An 18,740-nucleotide genomic window follows, 5' to 3' on the forward strand; every position below is an offset into this window, starting at 1 on the left:
CGCGTGGTCAAGGAGGTCGAGGGGACCCCTGCTGCGCTGTCGCTTTCTCGCTCGTCCCGGGAGGACATCCGACATGACACTCAAGTTTTCGCTTTCGCTCGGTGCCGGCCTGCTCGCACTCGGCATCGCGTCGGCCCAGGCACAGGAGCCGCTCAAGATCGGCGTCGTCAGCGTGCTGACCGGCCCGGCCGCGGCGCTCGGCCAGCAGGTCCGCGACGGCTTCCAGCTCGCCGTCGACCAGAACGGCGGCAAGCTCGGCGGCGTGCCGGTGCAGATCACCGTGATCGATGACGAGCTCAAGCCCGACGTAGCGGTCGGCAAGATCAAGGGCTATGTCGAGAGTTCGAAGGCCGATTTCGTGGTCGGGCCGGTGTTCTCCAACATCCTCGGCGCCATCGCCAAGCCGGTTCTGGATTCAGGCGCCTTCCTGATCTCGCCCAATGCCGGCCCGTCCACCATGGCCGGCAAGGGCTGCCACCAGAACTTCTTCGTGACCTCCTACCAGAACGACCAGGTCCACGAGGTTCTGGGCAAATATGCGCAGGATCAGGGCTACAAGCGCGCCTACATCATCGCGCCGAACTACCAGGCCGGCAAGGATTCGCTCGCCGGCTTCAAGCGCTACTTCAAGGGCGAGGTCGTCGACGAGGTCTATGCGCCGCTGACCTCGATGGATTTCGCTTCCGACCTCGCCAAGATCGCCTCGACCAAGCCCGACGTCGTCTTCGCCTTCCTGCCCGGCGGGCTCGGGGTCAACTTCGTCAAGCAGTGGTCGCAGGCCGGGCTGCAGGGCAAGATTCCGTTTCTCTCCGCCTTCACGGTCGATGAATCGACGCTGCCGGCGCAGCAGGATGCGGCGGTCGGCCTGTTCGGCGGCATGACCTGGGCCCCCAACATGGACAATCCGCAGACCAAGAAGTTCGTCGCGGCCTATGAAGCGGCCTACAAGATCGTACCGGGCTCCTACGCCCAGCAGGCCTATGACGCCGCCATGCTGATCGACTCGGCCGTGAAGGCCGCCGGCGGCACCGCAGACAAGGACAAGCTGCGCGCGGCTCTCAAGAAGGCGGACTTCACCTCGCTGCGCGGTAAGTTCAAGTTCAACACCAACGGCTTCCCGATCCAGGACTTCTATCTCGTCAAGGCCGCCAAGCGCGCCGACGGCAAGTTCCAGACCGAGATCGTCTCGAAGGTGTTCACGGATTACGCCGACCCGCACGCCAAGGATTGCGGGCTGAAGTGATCTGACGCAGCGGACCAACATCCGCCGCCGTCATCCCGGACAAGCCGCGTCAGCGGCGCCGATCCGGGATCCATGCCAGAACGCCAACGATTCACGCTCTGGCATGGATCCCGGGTCTCCGCTTCGCTGCGCCCGGGATGACGTCGGGGAGGTGTAGAGCGATCGACATCACGCGATGACCACCGGCCTCCTCATCGTCCAGATCCTGAACGGGCTCCAGCTCGGCATCCTGCTGTTTCTGGTCGCAGCCGGGCTGACGCTCGTCTTCGGCGTGATGGACTTCATCAACCTGGCCCATGGCGTGCAGTACATGCTCGGCGCCTATCTGGCCGTGACCTTCGTCGGCCTGACGGGCAGCTTCGTGCTTGGGCTGGTCCTGGCGCTGGCGGCGGCGCTGGTGATCGGGCTGGCGCTCGAATTCCTGGTCTTTCGACATCTCTACGAACGCGACCATCTCGACCAGGTGCTGGCGACCTTCGGGTTGATCCTGCTGCTCAACCAGGGGGTCAAGATGGTCTGGGGCGCGGCGCCGCTGTCAGTCCCGGTGCCTGAGTTTCTCTCCGGCAATGTCGCGCTGCTCGACGGCATCCTCTACCCTACCTATCGCTTCGCGCTGATTGGCGCGGGGCTGGCGGTCGGCGCACTGCTTTGGTTCATCGTCGAGAAGACGCGCGCCGGCATGCTGCTCCGGGCGGGCGCCTCGAATGCACCGATGGTCTCGGCGCTCGGCGTCGACATCAACAAGCTGTTCATGATCGTCTTCGCCTTCGGGACGATGCTCGCGGCCTTTGCCGGCGCGATGGCGGCGCCGATCCTCTCGGTCGAGCCCGGCATGGGCGACAATATCCTGATCCTCGCCTTCGTCGTCATCGTCGTCGGCGGCATCGGCTCGATCCGCGGCGCCTTCGTCGGCGCGCTGATCGTCGGCCTCGTCGACACGCTCGGTCGCTCCTCGATGAACGATCTTTTGCGCCTGTTCATGAGCGCACCCTCGGCACGGGCGGCCGGCGCGGCGCTCTCCTCGATGCTGATCTACCTGGTCATGGCGATCGTGCTTTTCGTTCGGCCCGAGGGCCTGCTGCCCGCCAAGGGCCGGGCATGAGCCTCGCCAGTGCAGACGCGCCGGGGGCGGCACGGGAAAGCGCGCCCGCGCGACGGCGGCCCGTCGTCGCGATCGTGCTGTTCGGCCTGCTCGCGCTGCTGCCGCTGGCGGTTTCGCTGGGTTTGCCGCCGCACTGGATGACGCTGGTGACGCGGGCGATGATCTTCGGGATCGCTGCGCTCTCGCTCGATCTGATCCTGGGCGTCGGCGGGCTCGTCTCCTTCGGCCATGCGGCCTTTGTCGGGATCGGCGCCTATGCGACCGGCATCATGATCACCGAGGGCCAGACGGAGACGCTGCTGATCCTGCCGGTGGTGTTGGCAGCATGCGCGCTCTTCGGCCTGGTGACCGGCTTCGTCTCGCTGCGCACGCGCGGCGTTACCTTCATCATGATCACGCTCGCCTTCGGCCAGATGGTGTATTTCCTCGCACAGGCGCTGTCGGCCTATGGCGGCGATGACGGGCTGACGCTGTATGAGCGCAGCACGGTGCTGGGCTTCGACCCGTTCAAGAACCGCGTCGCGTTCTTCTATGTGGTGCTGGGCGTGCTGCTGGCCTGCTATGCCCTCGTCAGCGTCATCGTCGCCTCGCGCTTCGGGCGGGTGCTGCGGGCAGCCCGCGAGAACGCGACGCGCGTGTCCGTCACGGGATTCCATGTCTCGCGCATCCGGCTCGTCGCCTATGTGATCTCAGGCATGATCGCCGGGCTGTCGGGCTTTCTGCTCGCCAACCAGACCGAGTTTGTCAGCCCGGCCTTCATGTCCTGGCCGCGCTCGGGCGAGTTGATCTTCATGGTCGTGCTCGGCGGCGTCGGAAGCCTTCATGGCGCGATCATCGGCGCGCTCGCCTTCCTCGTGGCCGAAGACGTTCTGGCCGGCTGGACGGAGCATTGGAAGGTAATCTTCGGCCCGATGATCGTGCTATTCGTGCTGTTCACGCGGGGCGGAATCGTCGGCCTGATGCGCAGGCTCGGGGTCGCGCGTCATGACTGAGCCCGTGCTGATTCTGTCTGGCCTGCAGAAGGCCTTCGGGGCGCTCAAGGTCACCGACGGCGTCAGCCTCTCGGTGGCGCCGGGCGAGTTGCATGCGCTGATCGGCCCCAACGGCGCCGGCAAGACGACCCTCGTGCACCAGATCTCCGGCATGCTGCGGCCCGACACCGGCAGCATCCGCTTCCGGGGCGAGGACATCACGCGATTTCCGCCGGAACAACGGGCGCGAGCCGGTCTGGCGCGCACCTTCCAGATCACCTCGACGATTCCTTCCCTGTCCGTTCTGGAGAATGTCGCGCTCGGCGTGCAGGCCCGGGCGGGCCATCCGCTGGCGCTGTTTCGCAATGCGGCGCAGGACGAGAGCCTGAACGGCCCGGCTTTTGCCGCAATCGAAGCTGTCGGCCTCTCCGACCGCGCCCATATCCTGGCCGGCCGGCTGTCGCATGGCGAGAAGCGCGCGCTCGAGATTGCCATGGCGCTGACACTGGAGCCCGCCGCCATCCTGCTCGACGAGCCGCTCGCCGGCGTCGGCCGGGAGGAGGGTGAGCGCCTGATCGCGCTGCTCAAGAGCCTCAAGGGCCGCTACGCCATGCTTCTGGTCGAGCATGACATGGAAGCCGTGTTCGCGCTCGCCGACACGGTCAGCGTGCTGGTCTATGGCCGCGTCATCGCCTCGGGTGATCCCGCATCCGTGCGGGCCGACCCTGTCGTGCGCGAAGCCTATCTCGGCGAGGAGGGGTGATGGCGGTTCGTACGCTCTCCTCTGTCATTCCGGGGCTTCGCGCAGCGAAGAACCCGGAACCCACGACTGGGTACACCCGTCATGGCGCCGCCGAATGGTCTCACCCGGTCGTGGGTTCCGGGTTCGCGCCTACGGCGCACCCCGGAAAGACAGCGGGGGAGTGCCGTTTATGCTGATCGTCGAGGGGCTCGATGCCGGCTATGGCGAGGCGCAGATCCTGTTCGGGGTCGATCTGTCGATCGGCGAAGGCGAGGTCGTGACGTTGCTCGGCCGCAACGGCATGGGCAAGACCACGACGATCCGAGCGATCATGGGCATGATCAAGCCCAAGGCGGGTCGGGTCAGCGTCGCAGGTAAGGATTTGACGGGCGCGGCCTCATTCAGAATCGCGCAAGCCGGCATCGGGCTCGTGCCCGAGGGGCGGATGATCTTCCCGACGCTGTCGGTCGAGGAAAACCTGATCGCCACCGCCGCCAGCCGCTTCGGCACGCCGCGCTGGGACATCGCGCGGATCTACGCCTTCTTTCCGCGCCTGAAGGAGCGCCGCGCCAATCGTGGCAACCAGCTCTCGGGCGGCGAGCAGCAGATGCTGGCGATCGGGCGGGCGCTTATGACCAACCCCCGCCTGATCGTTCTGGACGAGGCGACGGAGGGGCTCGCGCCGATCATCCGGCAGGAGATCTGGGCATGCCTTGCGGCGCTGAAGGCCGAGGGCGAGTCGATCCTGGTGATCGACAAGAACGTCGATGCGTTGGCGAGGATCGCCGACCGACATATCGTGCTGGAGAAGGGCCGCGTCGTCTGGCGCGGTTCGAGCGACGACCTGCGCAGCGACAGCGCGGTCAAGGACCGCTTCCTGCATTTTTGAGTTGAGCGTCATTGCGAGCGCAGCGAAGCAATCCAGGGGGACGTCAAGCAAAACGCTGGATTGCTTCGCTACGCTCGCAATGACGTAGGGACGACCAAGGAGAACCACCCATGATGAAGCCACTGACCGCAGGCGTCACAAAGGCCAATGAAGGGCTCGATTCCATTTCCTGGAACATCCTCGGCCAAACCTATGTCCCGAAGTCGCTGAGCCCGGATTCCTTCTCCTGGCACGCCACCTTCCCGGCCGGCACCTTCGTGCCGCCGCATATCCACACGACGCAGGACGAGTTCATCTACATGCTCGAAGGCCGGCTCGACCTCGTGCTCGACGGCACTGAGAGCCATGCCCTGCCCGGCGATCTGATCCGGCTGCCGCGCAACGTTCCGCATGGCCTGTTCAACAAGAGCGACGCCCCGGTGAAATGCCTGTTCTGGGTCGCCCCCACCGGCCGACTTTATGATCTGTTCTGGGGTATTCATTCGATGGCCGAGCAGAACCCGGGCGATGTCGTCGCGCTGGCGGCCAGGCACGAGGTCGATTTCCTGCCGCCGCCCCCAGACGGCGCCTGAGCGCGCTGGATTAAGGTTAAACCGACGTCAAGGCTGCGCTGGCGCCGCATTTCCGGCAGTTTGCTTCCAACGAACACAGTGACGGGCTGAAATGGCTCGTCCGTCAGGGAGCAGATCATGATCGCCAATCGCCGCATCGAGATGCGAACCCGCGTCTTCCACGGCGCCAGCGTGGTCTTCAACGGTCGCCAATCGGTCATGGCCTGCACCGTCCGCAACTGGTCGCAGACGGGGGCGATGGTGCGCATGAGCGACTGTATCGCGCTGCCCGAGACCTTCGAACTCGACATCGCCACCACGGAAGAATGCGTCCGGGTGCGGCAATGTTGGCGGCGCGGCGACGATGTCGGCGTCGTCTTCATCCCGGCCGAAGAACAGCGAACCTGCACAGTCGTCTCGCTGCAGGATGCCCGCGCCAGGCGCGGCTGACAGACCGGCGCCCCATTGGTGTGAAGCAGTTGCAACGGCTCTTGCCCGCACGCCAGCGTCGGAGCCGTTTAGGTTCAGCAAAGCTTACTGCTGCCACCGGAGTTGCGAGCAGGACAACGCCCGGTGACGACGCGGATCCGGCAACTCACGGGAGCCGGCTGAGCGCGATCAGCCGCGCTTTGCGAGTTGTTCCTGGGAATACCCCGCCTTGCCGGCATAGGACTTCACGATCGCCTCGCGCCGCGCATAGCTCAACACGCGCTCGACATCGTCGAAGCCATTGGGCGCCAGTTGCTCGACTGCGTCGATGACGCGCTCGGGGCCGCCCTTACGATTCAGCGCGACGATCTCCGCCGTCGCCGGCAGGCGTTGCGCCTCATAGGCCGACAGCGCATGGCGCGGGTGTTCGGCGCGCACCAGTTCGTCGGCGAGGCATCGGGCATCGAGAATGGCCTGCGACGCGCCGTTCGAGCCGACCGGGTACATCGGATGGGCGGCGTCACCGAGCAGCGTCACGCGGCCATGCGTCCAGCGCGGCAACGGATCCCGATCACACATCGGATAGTCCCAGAACCCCGGGCTGGCCTGAATCAGCCCGAGGATATCGACTCCGGGCACGGTGAAGCGACGCGCGAAGGGCAAGACGTCCTCGAGCCGACCCGGCTTCGACCAGGCCTCCTTCGGGGGCGGCCGGGCCGGATCGCCGGTGCGGATATTGACCACCCAGTTGGTCAGCCGGGTCTGCGGCGTCGCGCCCTTGGCGATCGGATAGAGCACCAGTTTTCCGGCCATGCCGCCGGCGACGATCATGCTTTCCCCGTCGAGGAAGACCGGCCAGTCGCAGGCGCCTCGCCACATCTGGACGCCGTTCCAGCGCGGCGGACCCTGGTTTGGAAAGAAATGGGCGCGGACCGCGGAATGGATGCCGTCGGCGGCGACGAGGATGTCGGCACGCGCCGTCTCGCCCGCCTCGCCGCGACGGGAATCGGTGAAATGCGCGGTGACGCCGCCTTCGTCCTGGATAAAGCCTTGCAGCCGGCGGCCGGTCGCGATCGCCCCCTCGCCCAGCCGCGCCACGACCGCGTCGCGGATCACGCCCTGCAGGCGCCCTCGATGGATCGAGAACTGCGGGGTGGCCAAGCCGGCATGAAGCCCACGCGGCTCGCGCCAGACGGTCTGGCCGAAGCGGTTCATGTAGACGAGTTCGCGGGTGCGGATCGCGACTGCGTCGAGCGCGGGAAGGAGATCCAGTTCGGCCAGTTCGCGGATCGCATGAGGCAGCGTGTTGATGCCGACGCCGACCTCGCGGATTTCGCCGGATTGCTCATAAACGGTCGCCGCAATGCCGCGCGCCTGTAGCATGAGCGCGAGCGTCAGCCCGCCGATCCCCGCTCCAACGATGATGACCTTCATGCCGATCCCCAGCCCCCTATTATTTCAAGCTTGAAATAACCGGGTTTGCTTTGTCAATCCGGTGAGAATGGCGCTCAACGGTTGCATGAAGCCGTCCCGCTCGCGGGAACGAACGCGAATTCTGTGCGTATCTGTCGCTGCGGGCATCGCATTTCGACGATCGTCGTGGCAACTGCCGCGGTGGCGCCCTGTGATGCGCGGCAAGGTTGCTGCGGATGACGGCATCGCCAAGGACGGCCGACCCTGCCGGGCGGCGCCCTACAACACGCTCCGAAGGAGATCTCCATGACCAAGAACGAATTGATCGCCGCCATCGCTGACGAGACCGGCAAGTCGAAGACGGACGTCACCGCCGTCCTGGCTTCCCTGGGAACCGTTGTCGCCAAGGCGCTCAAGTCCGGCGACGACATCACGCTCGGCGGCGTCGGCAAGCTCTCGGCGGCCAAGCGCGAGGCCCGCGAGGCCCGCAATCCCTCGACCGGCGCGACGATCCAGGTGCCTGCCAAGACGGTCGTCAAGTTCAAGGTGACCAAGGATCTCGCCGACGCCGTGGCGTGATTTCGCAAAGCCCGCAGTCGATCCGGCCATTTCTTCCGGCCGGTTCGACTGCGGGGTCGCCCACTTGACCGCACCGCTCCCGACGCCACAGTAGCGCGATGTTCCTGCGCCTCTTCACCGATCTGCGCGCCGCCAAGGTGCCCGTCACGCTGCGCGAATATCTCGCGCTCCTCGAAGGCGTCGAGGCCGACCTGAGCGAACACCGGGTCGATGATTTCTATTATCTCGCGCGCTGCTGCCTGGTGAAGGATGAGCGCCATCTGGACCGTTTCGATCAGGTCTTCGCCCAGGTCTTCAAGGGTATGGAGTTCCTCGGCCAGACGGTCGAGGCGAGCGCCATTCCCGACGAATGGTTGAAGAGGCTCGCGGAAAAATATCTCACGGCTGAAGAGAAAGCGCAGATCGAGGCTCTCGGCTGGGACAAGCTGTTCGAGACGTTGAAGCAGCGACTCGCCGAACAGAAGGGCCGCCACCAGGGCGGCTCCAAATGGATCGGCACAGCCGGGACCTCGCCCTATGGCGCCTATGGCTACAATCCCGAAGGCATCCGCATCGGCCAGGACGGCAACCGCAATTTCAGCGCGGTAAAAGTCTGGGACAAGCGCGACTTCAAGGATTTCGACGACACGCGCGAATTGGGCGTCCGCAATCTGCGGATCGCGCTGCGTCGTCTGCGCAAGTTCGCCCGCACCGGAGCGGCCGAGGAACTCGATCTCGACTCGACGATCAGCGAGACGGCGCGGCACGGCTATCTCGACGTCAAGCTGCGCCCCGAGCGGCGCAACGCGGTCAAGGTGCTGCTGTTTCTCGATGTCGGCGGCTCGATGGACTGGCATGTCGAACTGGCCGAGGAGCTGTTCTCGGCGGCGCGGGCCGAGTTCAAGCATTTCGAGCATTTCTACTTCCACAACTGCCCCTATGAGCGGGTCTGGCGCGAGAACCGCCGCCGCCATGACCAGACGATCCCCACCCTCGAGCTGCTGCGGACCTACCCGGCCGACTACCGCGTGGTCTTCGTCGGCGATGCCTCGATGAGCCCCTATGAAATCGCGATGCCGGGCGGCTCGGTCGAGCACTGGAACGAGGAGGCCGGCGCGGTCTGGATGGAGCGGCTTACCGGGCGCTTCGCGAAATCGGTCTGGCTCAACCCGGTGCAGCAGCATCTGTGGAGCTACACCCAGTCGATCCGCCAGATCGGCGCGCTGATGGGCGGACGGATGTTCCCGCTGACGCTGGATGGGCTTGATGGGGCGATGAAGGTTTTGGCGCGGTGATTGCACGTGCCCGGGCCGTGCCTGTAGCCGCCTGTCCGGATCGGTAGGGCTTCCAGCCAGATTGAACCTTGGATGTTTCTCCTGACCGTCGCCACCATCTGGGCTCTCGCCGCGATGACACCCGGGGCTAATTTCCTGTTCGTGGTGCAGGCCGCGCTGACCGGCTCGCGGCCCATCATCGTCTGGGCCATTCTCGGCACGATCACGGGAACGGCCTGCTGGGGCCTGGCCGGCTGGCTGGGGGTGGGATTGCTCTTCAAGGCGGCACCGGCCGCTTATCTGGGCCTCAAAATCCTGGGCGGTCTCTATCTGATCTATCTCGGCCTGCGCGTACTCTGGCGGATCGGTGCCGGGGCTATACCGGCGGCTGCGGAGGGTCGCGCCGGCACCCTCACCGCAGCGAAGGCTTTCCGGATCGGCCTCGTTGCCAATCTCGCCAATCCGAAATCGGCGATCTTCGTCTCCAGCCTCTTTGCCGCGACGTTGCCGCCGGGCGCGTCCTGGACCTATGGCGCTTCGGCGGTCGCGACGATGGTGCTGATTTCAGCCCTTTGGTATAGCGTTGTCGCGGCGGCATTGACGCGAGGCCCGGTCCTGCGCAGCTATCACCGGATGCGGCGTCGGCTCGATCTCGCGACAGGACTGATCTTCGTCGGCTTCGGCAGCAAGCTCATCGCCGCGCAGTCCTGACAAGGCCGTGCCGACACGCTATGGCTCTCGCCATGACATCCCCGCCCGACGACGCCCCTCCCCCGACCTGGCGCCAGCGCCCGAAGCCGGTCGGTTTCGAGATCGCCTACAAGCTCGAGGGCGATATGCTGGAGATCGACACCACCCGGAAGATCGACCGCGTCCGGCTGGCGGCGGTCGAGCAGGTCCGCTTCCTCTATGCGCCGAGCAATCTGAGTTCGAAGGGCTTCAAGACGCAGCTGCGGCTGAGCGACGGCAAGACCATCACCTTCGGCAACCTGTCCTGGCGCTCGCTCACCGACATGGACCGGGACGATGCCGGCTACTACGCCTTTGTCCACGTGCTGGCGGCGGCGATCGCCCGGGCCAATCCGCGTGCCCGCTTCGTCACGGGCAAGCCCTTCGCCTTCTGGGTCGCGCTGGCCTGCGTCAGCTTTCTGTCCCTGCTGATGCTGGTCTTCTTCACCGGGCGCGCGCTGCTCCAGGGTGCCCATTCGACGGCCCTGCTCGGCCTGCTGCTGACGGTGGCGTCCTACTGGCAGATCAAGCCGATGGTCGCACTCAACCGACCGCGCGAGCTTGCTCTCGGCGAGGTCCCGGACGATCTGGTGCCGGGCCGCCCTGCCGCCTGACCCTGCTCAGCGAACCACCAGCACCGAGCATTTGGCGCGTCGCACGATCGCCGAGGCGTTCGAGCCGATGACGAAAGCCAGCATGCCGGGCTCATGTGAGCCGATGATGATGAGATCGGCGCCGCTGGCCTCGGCCTCGGCCAGCACCTCGCCATGGACCGAGCCGACCAGCACCTTGGCCGAGACCTGCGTCTCGGGCAGATCGATCTTGGCGGCGATGGCAGCGAGCTTGGCCTGCGCATCCTCCTGCTGCTCGGCATCGAAATCGGCCGGCACGAATTCCATATAGGTGATCGGCACGAGGGCGCGGACATAGACCAGCCTGACCACGCCGACCGTGGCCTTCGCGAAGGAGACGGCGGCGGCGATGGCGGCATCGGCCATCTCGGGCTCGGCGATGTCGACGGGAACCAGGATCGATTTGTACATGGCGCTCTCCTCGCTGTGTGTCACCCGCACCTTAGACCTGGCGGCGCCGGCCGCGATGATCCAGCGCAAACGGCGTCTCTCGCCAAATGCGTCCCCCTTGCGCGACGTCGGTGCGTCATGCGTAAGGCGATGCTATCCAGCCTGAGACCAGTATTCTAAACAAGCCCCGCGTGGTCGTGTACCGCGCGCTGCAGCGGCGGTTTCTCGCCGCGTTTCCCGCCGGGGCCCGAAGATGACGAAGACCGCCTTGGCCCCGCGCGGCCCCGCCGCGCTGCTGCACTCACCCACCATCTTCCTGATGACGCTGGCCTTCATCAACTGGCTCGGCTTCGCAAGCTGGACCGCGCTGCTGAACAATTTCGCCAAGGAAGCTGCCGGTTTCTCCGGCGCCGATATCGGCATCCTGCAGTCGGTGCGCGAGATTCCGGGCTTCCTCGCCTTCACCGCGATCATCCTGTTCTGGTTCATGCGCGAGCAGGTTCTCGCCTATGTCAGCCTGGTGACGCTGGGCATCGGCATCGCGCTGACGGGATACCATCCGACGCTGGGCGGGCTGCTGCTGACGACGACCATCATGTCGCTGGGCTTCCATTATTACGAGACCGCGCAGCAATCGCTGCAGCTCCAGCTTCTGCCCAAGGCGGAGGCGCCGCGCCTGCTCGGGCGGATCGCAGGGGCTTCTGCCACGGCGCAACTTCTCGCCTTCGGGTCGATCGCGCTGATCTGGCGGGCTTTCGAGCCGGGCTATACGGTCATCTTCCTGGTCGCCGGCAGCCTCGTCGTGATCCTGTCCGTGCTGGCCTTTCTGGCTTTTCCGCGCTTCCAGGGCACAGTGCCGCAGAACAAGGGCTTCGTGCTGCGCAGGCGCTACTGGCTGTATTACGCGCTGACCTTCATGTCGGGCGCGCGCCGGCAGATCTTCATGGCCTTTGGCGGCTTCCTCCTAGTCGAGCGCTTTGGCTACGACGTGTCGGCGACCGCAATGCTGCTGCTGGCGACCTATGGAATCAACACCTTCATGGGGCCCCTGCTGGGCAGCCTCGTGGGGAGGATCGGCGAACGGGCAACGATCCAGATTGAAAACGTCTCGCTGATCGCGGTCTTCGTCGGCTATGCGCTCGCGAGCCATGGCCATTTCGCCGGCTGGGGCGTTTTTGTCGCCGGGGCCTTGTTCATCGTCGACGGCGTGTTCTTCACGCTCACCCTGGCGCAGCGCACCTATTTCCAGAAGATCGCCGACCCGGCCGACATCGCCCCGACCTCGGCGGTGGCCTTCACGATCAACCACATTGCCGCGGTGGCGCTGCCGGTGACCTTCGGGCTGATCTGGCTGCGCGACCCGGCAATCGTGTTTTATATCGGCTCGGCTGTCGCGACGGTTTCGCTGGGGCTGGCTTTTCTCGTGCCACGCCACCCGGCTCCGGGCGCCGAGACCGTGATGGCCCCGGCACTGCCGGCAGCCGCCGAATAGTTCGGCTTGCTCAGCCCTGGCGCGTCGGCGTGCGGACGACGAGCCCATCGAGTTCGTCGCGCAGCTTGATCTGGCAGGAGAGCCGCGAGGTCGGCTTCACCTCGAAGGCGAAGTCCAGCATGTCCTCCTCCATCGATTCCGGCGCGCCGGTCTTGGCCGTCCAGGCCTCGTCCACATAGACATGGCACGTCGCGCAGGCGCAGGCGCCGCCGCATTCGGCCTCGATACCCGGAACGCCGTTGCGGATGGCGACTTCCATCACCGTCGCACCGGCTTCGCCCGTGACCGTCCGGCTCTCGCCATGCGCGTCGATGAAGGTGACCTGCGGCATTGTGAACTCCAGAAAAGCTTGATTGCGCTTCGCTTAGAGCATTTCCAAGCGGCGGGGAAAGAGCTTTCCGCGGCGAGGGCCTGCGACAGAACAGAGCAAAGCTGCGCTGTCAGGCAGCGCTGTCATAGCGCGCGACGACGGCGCGGGCCTCGGCCGCGGCGAGCGCCAGCGTGTCCATCGCCGCCTCGGTGCGCCGCGAGTCGGCTTCGGCCGTCAGGCGCTCGATGGCATCGGCCGCGTCGGCCACCTGCCAGGCGCCGATCGCCAGGGCCGCACCCTTCAGGGTGTGGGCGGCGTCCATCCGGCTGCCCGCATCCGGCGCCTGGTGGATGGAGCGCAACTGTCGCACGCATTGCTGTGCGAACAGGGCAAGGAGCTCGCGCTCGAGTTCCTGATCGCCACCGGTCTGGCGGGCGAGATGGTCGAGATCGATGGCAGTCTGGGGCATCATGAACTCTGGATTGGCGGATTGCCCATGCGGTTGGACGGGGCAGCGGCAGCCTCCACCAAGCGCCCACATGGTGAATGAGGCGTTAACGACGTTTGTGAATCAGCGCCTTAAACGGGTTCCCAAGGCTTAGAGCGTCCACTACCCTTCCATTTGGTAAATGATGGGCGCAGTGTTTTCCCCTTGCCGAGGACCAGAGGCGGTCCACGCAGGTGCGGTTAGCGCGATCTGGCACCTGTCTTCAGTAGCGTGGCGAGGCGGCACAGCATGAACCGGCAAAACAAGCTCCAGGATCCGACCGAGGCTGCCATGTCGGCGATCGAGGAGGCGCTGCGCCTCGACCAGCCAAAGTCGGATCTCGACAGCAATTCGGGCCCCGTTCCGAAGCTGCCCGCGACCACAGAGAATGACCTCAAGCTCGACCTGCCGCGCATCGAGCCGGCGGCGCCGAGCGCTGCCGCATCGCCGCCAGCGGCTGCTCCGCGCTCGGGCATCGCCCCCGATACCAGCCGCGTCGCCAATGACGACCGCCGCGATTCCAGCTCGCTCGTCCAGGCCTTTTCGGTCCGCCCCTCCGCCAAGCCCTATTGGTTTGCAGCGCTCGCCTCGCTGACCTGGCTCGGCGGCGCCGCCTTCGTACTGCTGAACCGCTTTGATTCGGTCGAGACGGGGCTGCAGGGTCGCTTTGCCACCTTCGGCGTCGGCGAGTGGACGCTGCTGGCGCTGGCGATCGGTGCGCCCGTCGTCTTCTTCTTCGTCCTGGCGGCCCTGTATCGACGCACGCAGGAGATGCGCCTGGTTGCACGGGCGATGACCGAGGTCGCGCTCAGGCTGGCCGAGCCCGAGGTGGTCGGCGCCGATTCGGTGCTGTCCTTGAGCCAGACCATCCGCCGCGAGGTCGCCGCGATGGGCGACGGCATCGAGCGCGCCGTCGCGCGTGCCGGCGAACTGGAGACGATCGTTCGCGGCGAGATCGCCACGCTTGAGCGTGCCTATGCCGACAACGAGATCCGGCTGCGCTCCCTGATCGACGAACTGGTGACCCAGCGCGAAGCCGTGGTCGGCAATGCCGAGCGCGTCAAATTCGCGATCAGCGGCGCGCATGAGAACCTCTCCAAGGACCTGGACAACGCCAGCCGCACCATCGCGGAGGCCGTCGCCCAGGCCGGCGACCGCGTCACCGGATCGCTTGGCGAGAAGGGCGACCAGATCACGCTCGCGCTCGGCCGCGCCGGCGAACGCATGATCGACGAGATCAGCGGCCGCGGCGGCGAACTGGTCGAGCGTCTTCAGGTCACGTCCGGCGAGGTCAGCGAACGGCTTTCCGGCGCCAGCGACAGCCTGTCGACGCTGCTCGACGGCCGTGCCCGCGACATCGCCTCCTCGCTCGAGCGCACCGGCGCCGTGCTGACGGAAGGCCTCGCCAATGGCGCCCGCGACGTGACGCGCGCCATCACCGAGACCGGAACCCAGGTGGTCGATACGCTGGCCGCACGCGTCGAGACCGTGAACGAGACGCTGCGCGCGACCGGCGAGACCCTGGCGCAGGACATTTCCGCTCGCGGCAGCGAGGCCGCCGAGCGTTTCGAGACCAGCAGCCGCACCATGGTCGCGCTGATCGACAGCCAGAGCGAGGCCCTGCGGTCGCGCCTGGCGGAGACCGGCGAAAGCCTGCGCGCGTCGCTGGCCGATGAAGGCGACAGCGTCACCACGCGCCTCGCCGAGGTCGGCCGCGGCGTCAACAGTCTGCTCGGCCGCCAGAACGAGCTGATCGCGTCTCGCCTGATCGAGGTCGGCGAAAGCGTCAACACGCTGATCGGGTCGCAGAGCGAGGCGCTGGTCACGCGCCTCAACGATACGGCTCGCACCGTCGATGATGTCCTGCGCGAACGCAGCGATTCCATCATTCTGCGCGTTGACCAAGCCGGGCAGTCGCTGGGCGAGACCGTCGGCCGGCACGGCGATGTGCTGGCGACGCGCGTCGCCAGCGTCACCGAAGGTCTCCAAAGCGTCATCGACGAGCGCGGCGGCCAGCTCGTGTCGCGCCTGTCGGAGACGGGGGATACGGTTCAGGCCATGCTCGACCAACAGGCCGAGAGCCTCGTCTCGCGGGTGTCGGGGACCGGCACAGATGTCGCGCGGCTGCTCGCAGACCAGAGCGATTCACTGGTGTCGCGGGTTTCGGGTACGGGCACGGAGGTGGCCAAGCTTCTCGGCGACCAGAGCGAGGCGCTCGTCTCGCGGGTCTCCGGCACGGGCACCGACGTCGCCAAGCTGCTGGCCGATCAGAGCGAGGCCCTGGTCTTGCGCGTCTCCGGCACCGGCGACGAGGTCGCCAAGCTACTCGGGGATCAGAGCGAGGCGCTCGTATCGCGTGTGTCCAGCACCGGCGTGAACGTCGCGAGCCTGCTGGCGGGGCAGAGCGACACACTGATCTCGCGCGTCTCCGGCGCGGGCGCCGAAGTTGCCAAGCTGCTCGAGGGGCAAAGCGAAACGCTCGTCCTGCGCCTCGGTGAGGCGGGCGAGCAGGCTCATGGCCTGATCGGCGGGCAGGCCGAGGCCTTGGCCTCGCGCCTGTCGGAGACCGGCGCCCGGGTCGGTGCCCTGCTCGACGAGCAGGCTGCCGCGCTGACCGTCAAGCTGTCTCAGGCCGGGTTCGAGGTGAAGGATCTGCTCGGCAGCGAGAGCCAGGCCCTGGTCAGCCGCGTCGCCGATGTCGGCCGTTCGGTCCACAACGTTCTGGCCGAGCGCAGCGGTGCGCTGATCACGCGGCTGGCAGAGACGGGCGACAGCCTGGATCAACGCCTGGACGAGCGCGGCACGGCGTTGGCCGAGCGCCTAAAGGATGCGACCGAAGCCGCGCAGGCGGCACTGGAGCAGCAGCAGAGCGGCTTCCTGATGCGGCTGAGCGAAACCGGCGAACAGGTCGGCACCTTGCTCGGCGACCAGCGCGAGACCCTGTTGCGCGATCTGGTCAGTACCGGCCGCGAAGTTCACACGCTGCTCGGGGAGCAGAGCGAGGATCTGGCGCGCCGCATGAACGACGCCACCCGCGCCCTGACCCAGACCATCAATGTCGACGGCCGCGATGTTGCAGACCGGGTCACGGAGGCGGCCCAGGGTCTGCGCGAGACCTTCACCGTGCATGGCGAGGAAGCGCGCACGCTGCTCGCCGGCACCGGCAAGGAGATCGTGCTGGCGCTGACGCTGCAGGGCGGACGCGTCAACGAGGCCCTCTCGGCCAATGCCGAATCGATGCTCCGCTCGGTCGAGGGCCGCGCCCAGGCGCTGACCGAAGCGCTGGCCGGCCGTCACGATGCGCTGACCAAGCTGTTTGACGAGCAGGGTTGCGAGATCGAAACCACCATGAGCGACAAGCTCAGCGCCTTCGCGCAGCTGTTCGACACCCAGGGCCGGGAGGTCGAGACCGCGCTGGGTTCGCGGCTCGCGGCTTTCGAGGACGTCATCGTCCACAAGGGCGGCGCCTTGACCAACAGACTGTCGGACGACACCCAGGCGCTGACCGCCGCGGTGACGACCGGCATCGCGAATGTCGAGCGGCTCATCGCGCAGGACGGCATGGCGCTGGCTGACCGGGTCGGAACGCGCGCTAACGAGGCGGCCGCGATCCTCGCCGACCGCACGCGCGAAGCCACCGACGCGATGGAAAGCCAGATCAAGCTGTTCGAGGAGCGTTCGGGGGCCAAGAGCGCAGAGATCGCGGGCTCGCTCGATCAGCTGATCGAGCGGATCGACGGCAGCCTCGGCTCGCGCGCCACTGCGCTGAACGAGGCGCTGGTCGAGCGCACTGTCGACATCGCCCGCGTGCTGGCGGAGGGCGGCCGCGAGGTCACCCGTGCGCTGGCCGCCAAGGCCGACGAGATCGGCGAGGTCGTCACCTCCAAGAGCGAATCGCTCACCCGCACGCTCAGCGATAAGGCCGACACGATCAACGCCACGCTCGGCGGACGGGCGCTCCAGATCGCCGACACGCTCGATCGCAGCGTGGCGCGCTTCGAGGAGCGCGTGGTCAACCGGCTCGATACCGTCTCCGGCACGCTCGACACCCGCGGTCAGGAGATCGCCGACACGCTGCAGAGCAAGTCGGACGCGATTTCGGCTTCGCTGGGCGAGCGCACCGAGGAATTGCGCATCCTGTTCGACGACAAGGGCGGCGGAATGGTCGCGGCGCTGGGCCAGCGCGGCGATGCCATCGCCGCGGCGCTGGGCGACCGCGCCGAGGCTCTGCGGGTGCTGTTCGACGACAAGGGCGGCGGCATGGTCCAGGCACTGGGCCAGCGCGGCGAAGCCATTGCCAGCGAGGTCGCCATGGTCGGCGAGACCGTGGTGCGGGCGATCGAAAGCCGTGGCTCTTCCATCATCGAGGGGCTGCGCGAGCGCGGCGCCGCGATCACGACCGCGCTCGACACCTCGTCGAGTGGCCTGCGCGAGACGCTGGAACACGGCACGCGCCAGTCCGTCGATGCGCTGGTCGCCACCAATGAGCAGCTGCGTGGCGAACTCGGCGGCATGCTCGGGCGCCTGGGCGAAGCCAACAAGCTGATGCAGCAGATCGTCAACGGCGCGAACAAGAACCTCGCCGCCGTCGAGGGAGGGCTGTCGGCGCGCGTCGGTGACCTGCAGAGCGTCATCGCCACCGTGATGGGCGAAACCGGCAAGGCCTCGCAGCAGATCGCGGCCCAGATCGGCGAGTTGAAGGCGTTCTCCGAGGGCACCCTGCGCGAGACGGCCGTGCTCGTCGGCCAGCTCGACGAGAAGGGCCATGCGCTGGGCGACGTCACTCAGGCCAGCACCGCGGCGCTGCACTCGGTCGCAAACCGCCTCGAGCAGGTCGAGGCGCGCGTCGGCAAGGCGCTGGCCGAGCGCAAGGATGCGCTCGAGGGCCTGCACGGGCTGATCGCGACCCGCACCGACGATGTCGAATCGATCACCCGCTCGTTTGCCGCGCTGATGGACGAGTCACTGAGCACGGCAGAAGCCCGAGCCCGCGAGATCGGTGGCGTGTTGAGCGATTCGGCCGAGGCGACGACGACGGCGATCTCGCAGCAATTCGAGCTGATCCGCACAACGACCGGCAAGGAACGCGAGCGGACAGCTCATGCTCTGCGCCAGGCCTATGAGCAGATTTCAAACGAGGTCGGCAGCGAGCTCGCCAAGGTGACCGAACGGTTCGAGGGCGCGGCGCAGGACATGCGCGGCGTCGCGGCCGAAATCCAGCGCGAGCTGGAGGAGACACGTGCCGAGCTCAAGCGTGGCGTGCTCGACCTGCCGCGCGAGACCCAGGAATCGACGTCCGCGATGCGCCGTGTCGTCGCCGAGCAGATCAAGGCGCTCAATGAGCTGACCGAGATCGTTACCCGCTCGGGCCGGCGCAGCGATGTCGCTCTCCCCGTCGATGCCGGGCAGAGCCGGCGCGCGTCGCCTGCAGTCGCCCTGCCCCGGCAGGAGCCGGCCTACAGCACCGTGACACAGGCCCGGGCGCCCGTGGCCGAGCCGCTGCTGCGCCCCTCGCTTGACGCGACAGC

Annotated in this window: 17 protein-coding genes; 13 read left to right on the plus strand and 4 right to left on the minus strand. The window is 66.8% G+C overall.

The window, feature by feature from the left end; genetic code table 11:
• The first annotated feature begins 73 nt into the window (after positions 1-73).
• The 7 genes from IP69_RS17795 to IP69_RS17825 all read left to right on the plus strand — a co-directional run bounded on the left by IP69_RS17795 (position 74) and on the right by IP69_RS17825 (position 5,948).
• Positions 74-1,243: an ABC transporter substrate-binding protein gene (locus tag IP69_RS17795; RefSeq protein ID WP_054144171.1), complete on the plus strand. Its 1,170-nt coding sequence runs from the start codon at positions 74-76 to the stop codon at positions 1,241-1,243.
• Between the two features lie 175 nt (positions 1,244-1,418).
• Complete coding sequence (locus tag IP69_RS17800; RefSeq protein ID WP_054144172.1) at positions 1,419-2,345, plus strand: branched-chain amino acid ABC transporter permease; 927 nt, start codon at positions 1,419-1,421, stop codon at positions 2,343-2,345.
• Positions 2,342-3,337: a branched-chain amino acid ABC transporter permease gene (locus IP69_RS17805; protein ID WP_054144173.1), complete on the plus strand. Its 996-nt coding sequence runs from the start codon at positions 2,342-2,344 to the stop codon at positions 3,335-3,337. Before IP69_RS17800 ends, IP69_RS17805 begins: the two co-directional genes overlap by 4 nt.
• Positions 3,330-4,079, plus strand: a complete 750-nt coding sequence (locus IP69_RS17810) for an ABC transporter ATP-binding protein (protein WP_054144174.1) — start codon at positions 3,330-3,332, stop codon at positions 4,077-4,079. The genes IP69_RS17805 and IP69_RS17810 overlap by 8 nt, the downstream gene beginning before the upstream one ends.
• Positions 4,080-4,248: 169 nt before the next feature.
• On the plus strand, positions 4,249-4,947 hold the full coding sequence (locus IP69_RS17815; RefSeq protein WP_054144194.1) for an ABC transporter ATP-binding protein: 699 nt from the start codon (positions 4,249-4,251) through the stop codon (positions 4,945-4,947).
• Positions 4,948-5,060: 113 nt separating this feature from the next.
• The gene (locus tag IP69_RS17820) at positions 5,061-5,519 is read left to right on the plus strand and encodes a cupin domain-containing protein (protein WP_082359445.1); all 459 of its coding nucleotides are present in this window, start codon (positions 5,061-5,063) and stop codon (positions 5,517-5,519) included.
• 117 nt (positions 5,520-5,636) lie between these two features.
• Positions 5,637-5,948 (plus strand): PilZ domain-containing protein, encoded by a 312-nt coding sequence (locus IP69_RS17825; RefSeq protein ID WP_054144176.1) that lies wholly within the window; start codon positions 5,637-5,639, stop codon positions 5,946-5,948.
• A gap of 168 nt (positions 5,949-6,116) precedes the next feature.
• Here IP69_RS17825 and IP69_RS17830 read toward each other — a convergent pair whose 3' ends face one another.
• Positions 6,117-7,361: a flavin-dependent oxidoreductase gene (locus IP69_RS17830; RefSeq protein WP_054144177.1), complete on the minus strand. Its 1,245-nt coding sequence runs from the start codon at positions 7,359-7,361 to the stop codon at positions 6,117-6,119.
• 285 nt (positions 7,362-7,646) lie between these two features.
• Between IP69_RS17830 and IP69_RS17835 the strand changes: the two genes are divergently transcribed.
• The 4 genes from IP69_RS17835 to IP69_RS17850 all read left to right on the plus strand — a co-directional run bounded on the left by IP69_RS17835 (position 7,647) and on the right by IP69_RS17850 (position 10,515).
• On the plus strand, positions 7,647-7,919 hold the full coding sequence (locus IP69_RS17835; protein ID WP_054144178.1) for an HU family DNA-binding protein: 273 nt from the start codon (positions 7,647-7,649) through the stop codon (positions 7,917-7,919).
• Between the two features lie 98 nt (positions 7,920-8,017).
• Entirely contained in the window at positions 8,018-9,193 is a 1,176-nt protein-coding gene (locus IP69_RS17840) for a VWA domain-containing protein (protein ID WP_054144179.1), read from the plus strand.
• 72 nt (positions 9,194-9,265) lie between these two features.
• Positions 9,266-9,883 carry a LysE family transporter gene (locus IP69_RS17845; protein WP_054144180.1) on the plus strand — a complete coding sequence of 206 codons (618 nt, stop codon included), beginning with the start codon at positions 9,266-9,268 and terminating at the stop codon, positions 9,881-9,883.
• Between the two features lie 32 nt (positions 9,884-9,915).
• On the plus strand, positions 9,916-10,515 hold the full coding sequence (locus IP69_RS17850) for a hypothetical protein (protein ID WP_156323525.1): 600 nt from the start codon (positions 9,916-9,918) through the stop codon (positions 10,513-10,515).
• Positions 10,516-10,521: 6 nt separating this feature from the next.
• Here IP69_RS17850 and IP69_RS17855 read toward each other — a convergent pair whose 3' ends face one another.
• Positions 10,522-10,944: a universal stress protein gene (locus IP69_RS17855; RefSeq protein ID WP_054144195.1), complete on the minus strand. Its 423-nt coding sequence runs from the start codon at positions 10,942-10,944 to the stop codon at positions 10,522-10,524.
• Positions 10,945-11,176: 232 nt separating this feature from the next.
• Between IP69_RS17855 and IP69_RS17860 the strand changes: the two genes are divergently transcribed.
• A complete protein-coding gene (locus IP69_RS17860) occupies positions 11,177-12,415 on the plus strand; it encodes an MFS transporter (protein WP_054144182.1) in 1,239 nt (412 codons plus the stop codon).
• Positions 12,416-12,425: 10 nt separating this feature from the next.
• On the opposite strand, the gene IP69_RS17865 is transcribed toward IP69_RS17860, so the two are convergent.
• Together IP69_RS17865 and IP69_RS17870 are read right to left on the minus strand one after the other, a co-directional pair.
• Positions 12,426-12,746 (minus strand): 2Fe-2S iron-sulfur cluster-binding protein, encoded by a 321-nt coding sequence (locus IP69_RS17865; RefSeq protein WP_054144183.1) that lies wholly within the window; start codon positions 12,744-12,746, stop codon positions 12,426-12,428.
• A 109-nt stretch (positions 12,747-12,855) separates the two neighbouring features.
• Positions 12,856-13,194 carry an Hpt domain-containing protein gene (locus IP69_RS17870; RefSeq protein ID WP_248306884.1) on the minus strand — a complete coding sequence of 113 codons (339 nt, stop codon included), beginning with the start codon at positions 13,192-13,194 and terminating at the stop codon, positions 12,856-12,858.
• 267 nt (positions 13,195-13,461) lie between these two features.
• On the opposite strand from IP69_RS17870, the gene IP69_RS17875 reads away from it, so the two are divergent.
• Positions 13,462-18,740 (plus strand): hypothetical protein (locus IP69_RS17875; RefSeq protein ID WP_054144185.1); only part of this gene is annotated, 5,279 nt, incomplete at its 3' end.

The organism is Allobosea sp. AAP35 (genome assembly GCF_001295925.1).
Taxonomy (GTDB): Bacteria; Pseudomonadota; Alphaproteobacteria; order Rhizobiales; family Beijerinckiaceae; genus Allobosea.

Excerpts from the sequence above, each read along its gene's own strand:
- IP69_RS17795 (WP_054144171.1), top strand. The coding sequence starts at position 74 with ATGACACTCAAGTTTTCGCTTTCGCTCGGTGCCGGCCTGCTCGCACTC.
- IP69_RS17800 (WP_054144172.1), top strand. The coding sequence starts at position 1,419 with ATGACCACCGGCCTCCTCATCGTCCAGATCCTGAACGGGCTCCAGCTC.
- IP69_RS17805 (WP_054144173.1), top strand. The coding sequence starts at position 2,342 with ATGAGCCTCGCCAGTGCAGACGCGCCGGGGGCGGCACGGGAAAGCGCG.
- IP69_RS17810 (WP_054144174.1), top strand. The coding sequence starts at position 3,330 with ATGACTGAGCCCGTGCTGATTCTGTCTGGCCTGCAGAAGGCCTTCGGG.
- IP69_RS17815 (WP_054144194.1), top strand. The coding sequence starts at position 4,249 with ATGCTGATCGTCGAGGGGCTCGATGCCGGCTATGGCGAGGCGCAGATC.
- IP69_RS17820 (WP_082359445.1), top strand. The coding sequence starts at position 5,061 with ATGAAGCCACTGACCGCAGGCGTCACAAAGGCCAATGAAGGGCTCGAT.
- IP69_RS17825 (WP_054144176.1), top strand. The coding sequence starts at position 5,637 with ATGATCGCCAATCGCCGCATCGAGATGCGAACCCGCGTCTTCCACGGC.
- IP69_RS17830 (WP_054144177.1), bottom strand. The coding sequence starts at position 7,361 with ATGAAGGTCATCATCGTTGGAGCGGGGATCGGCGGGCTGACGCTCGCG.
- IP69_RS17835 (WP_054144178.1), top strand. The coding sequence starts at position 7,647 with ATGACCAAGAACGAATTGATCGCCGCCATCGCTGACGAGACCGGCAAG.
- IP69_RS17840 (WP_054144179.1), top strand. The coding sequence starts at position 8,018 with ATGTTCCTGCGCCTCTTCACCGATCTGCGCGCCGCCAAGGTGCCCGTC.
- IP69_RS17845 (WP_054144180.1), top strand. The coding sequence starts at position 9,266 with ATGTTTCTCCTGACCGTCGCCACCATCTGGGCTCTCGCCGCGATGACA.
- IP69_RS17850 (WP_156323525.1), top strand. The coding sequence starts at position 9,916 with ATGACATCCCCGCCCGACGACGCCCCTCCCCCGACCTGGCGCCAGCGC.
- IP69_RS17855 (WP_054144195.1), bottom strand. The coding sequence starts at position 10,944 with ATGTACAAATCGATCCTGGTTCCCGTCGACATCGCCGAGCCCGAGATG.
- IP69_RS17860 (WP_054144182.1), top strand. The coding sequence starts at position 11,177 with ATGACGAAGACCGCCTTGGCCCCGCGCGGCCCCGCCGCGCTGCTGCAC.
- IP69_RS17865 (WP_054144183.1), bottom strand. The coding sequence starts at position 12,746 with ATGCCGCAGGTCACCTTCATCGACGCGCATGGCGAGAGCCGGACGGTC.
- IP69_RS17870 (WP_248306884.1), bottom strand. The coding sequence starts at position 13,194 with ATGCCCCAGACTGCCATCGATCTCGACCATCTCGCCCGCCAGACCGGT.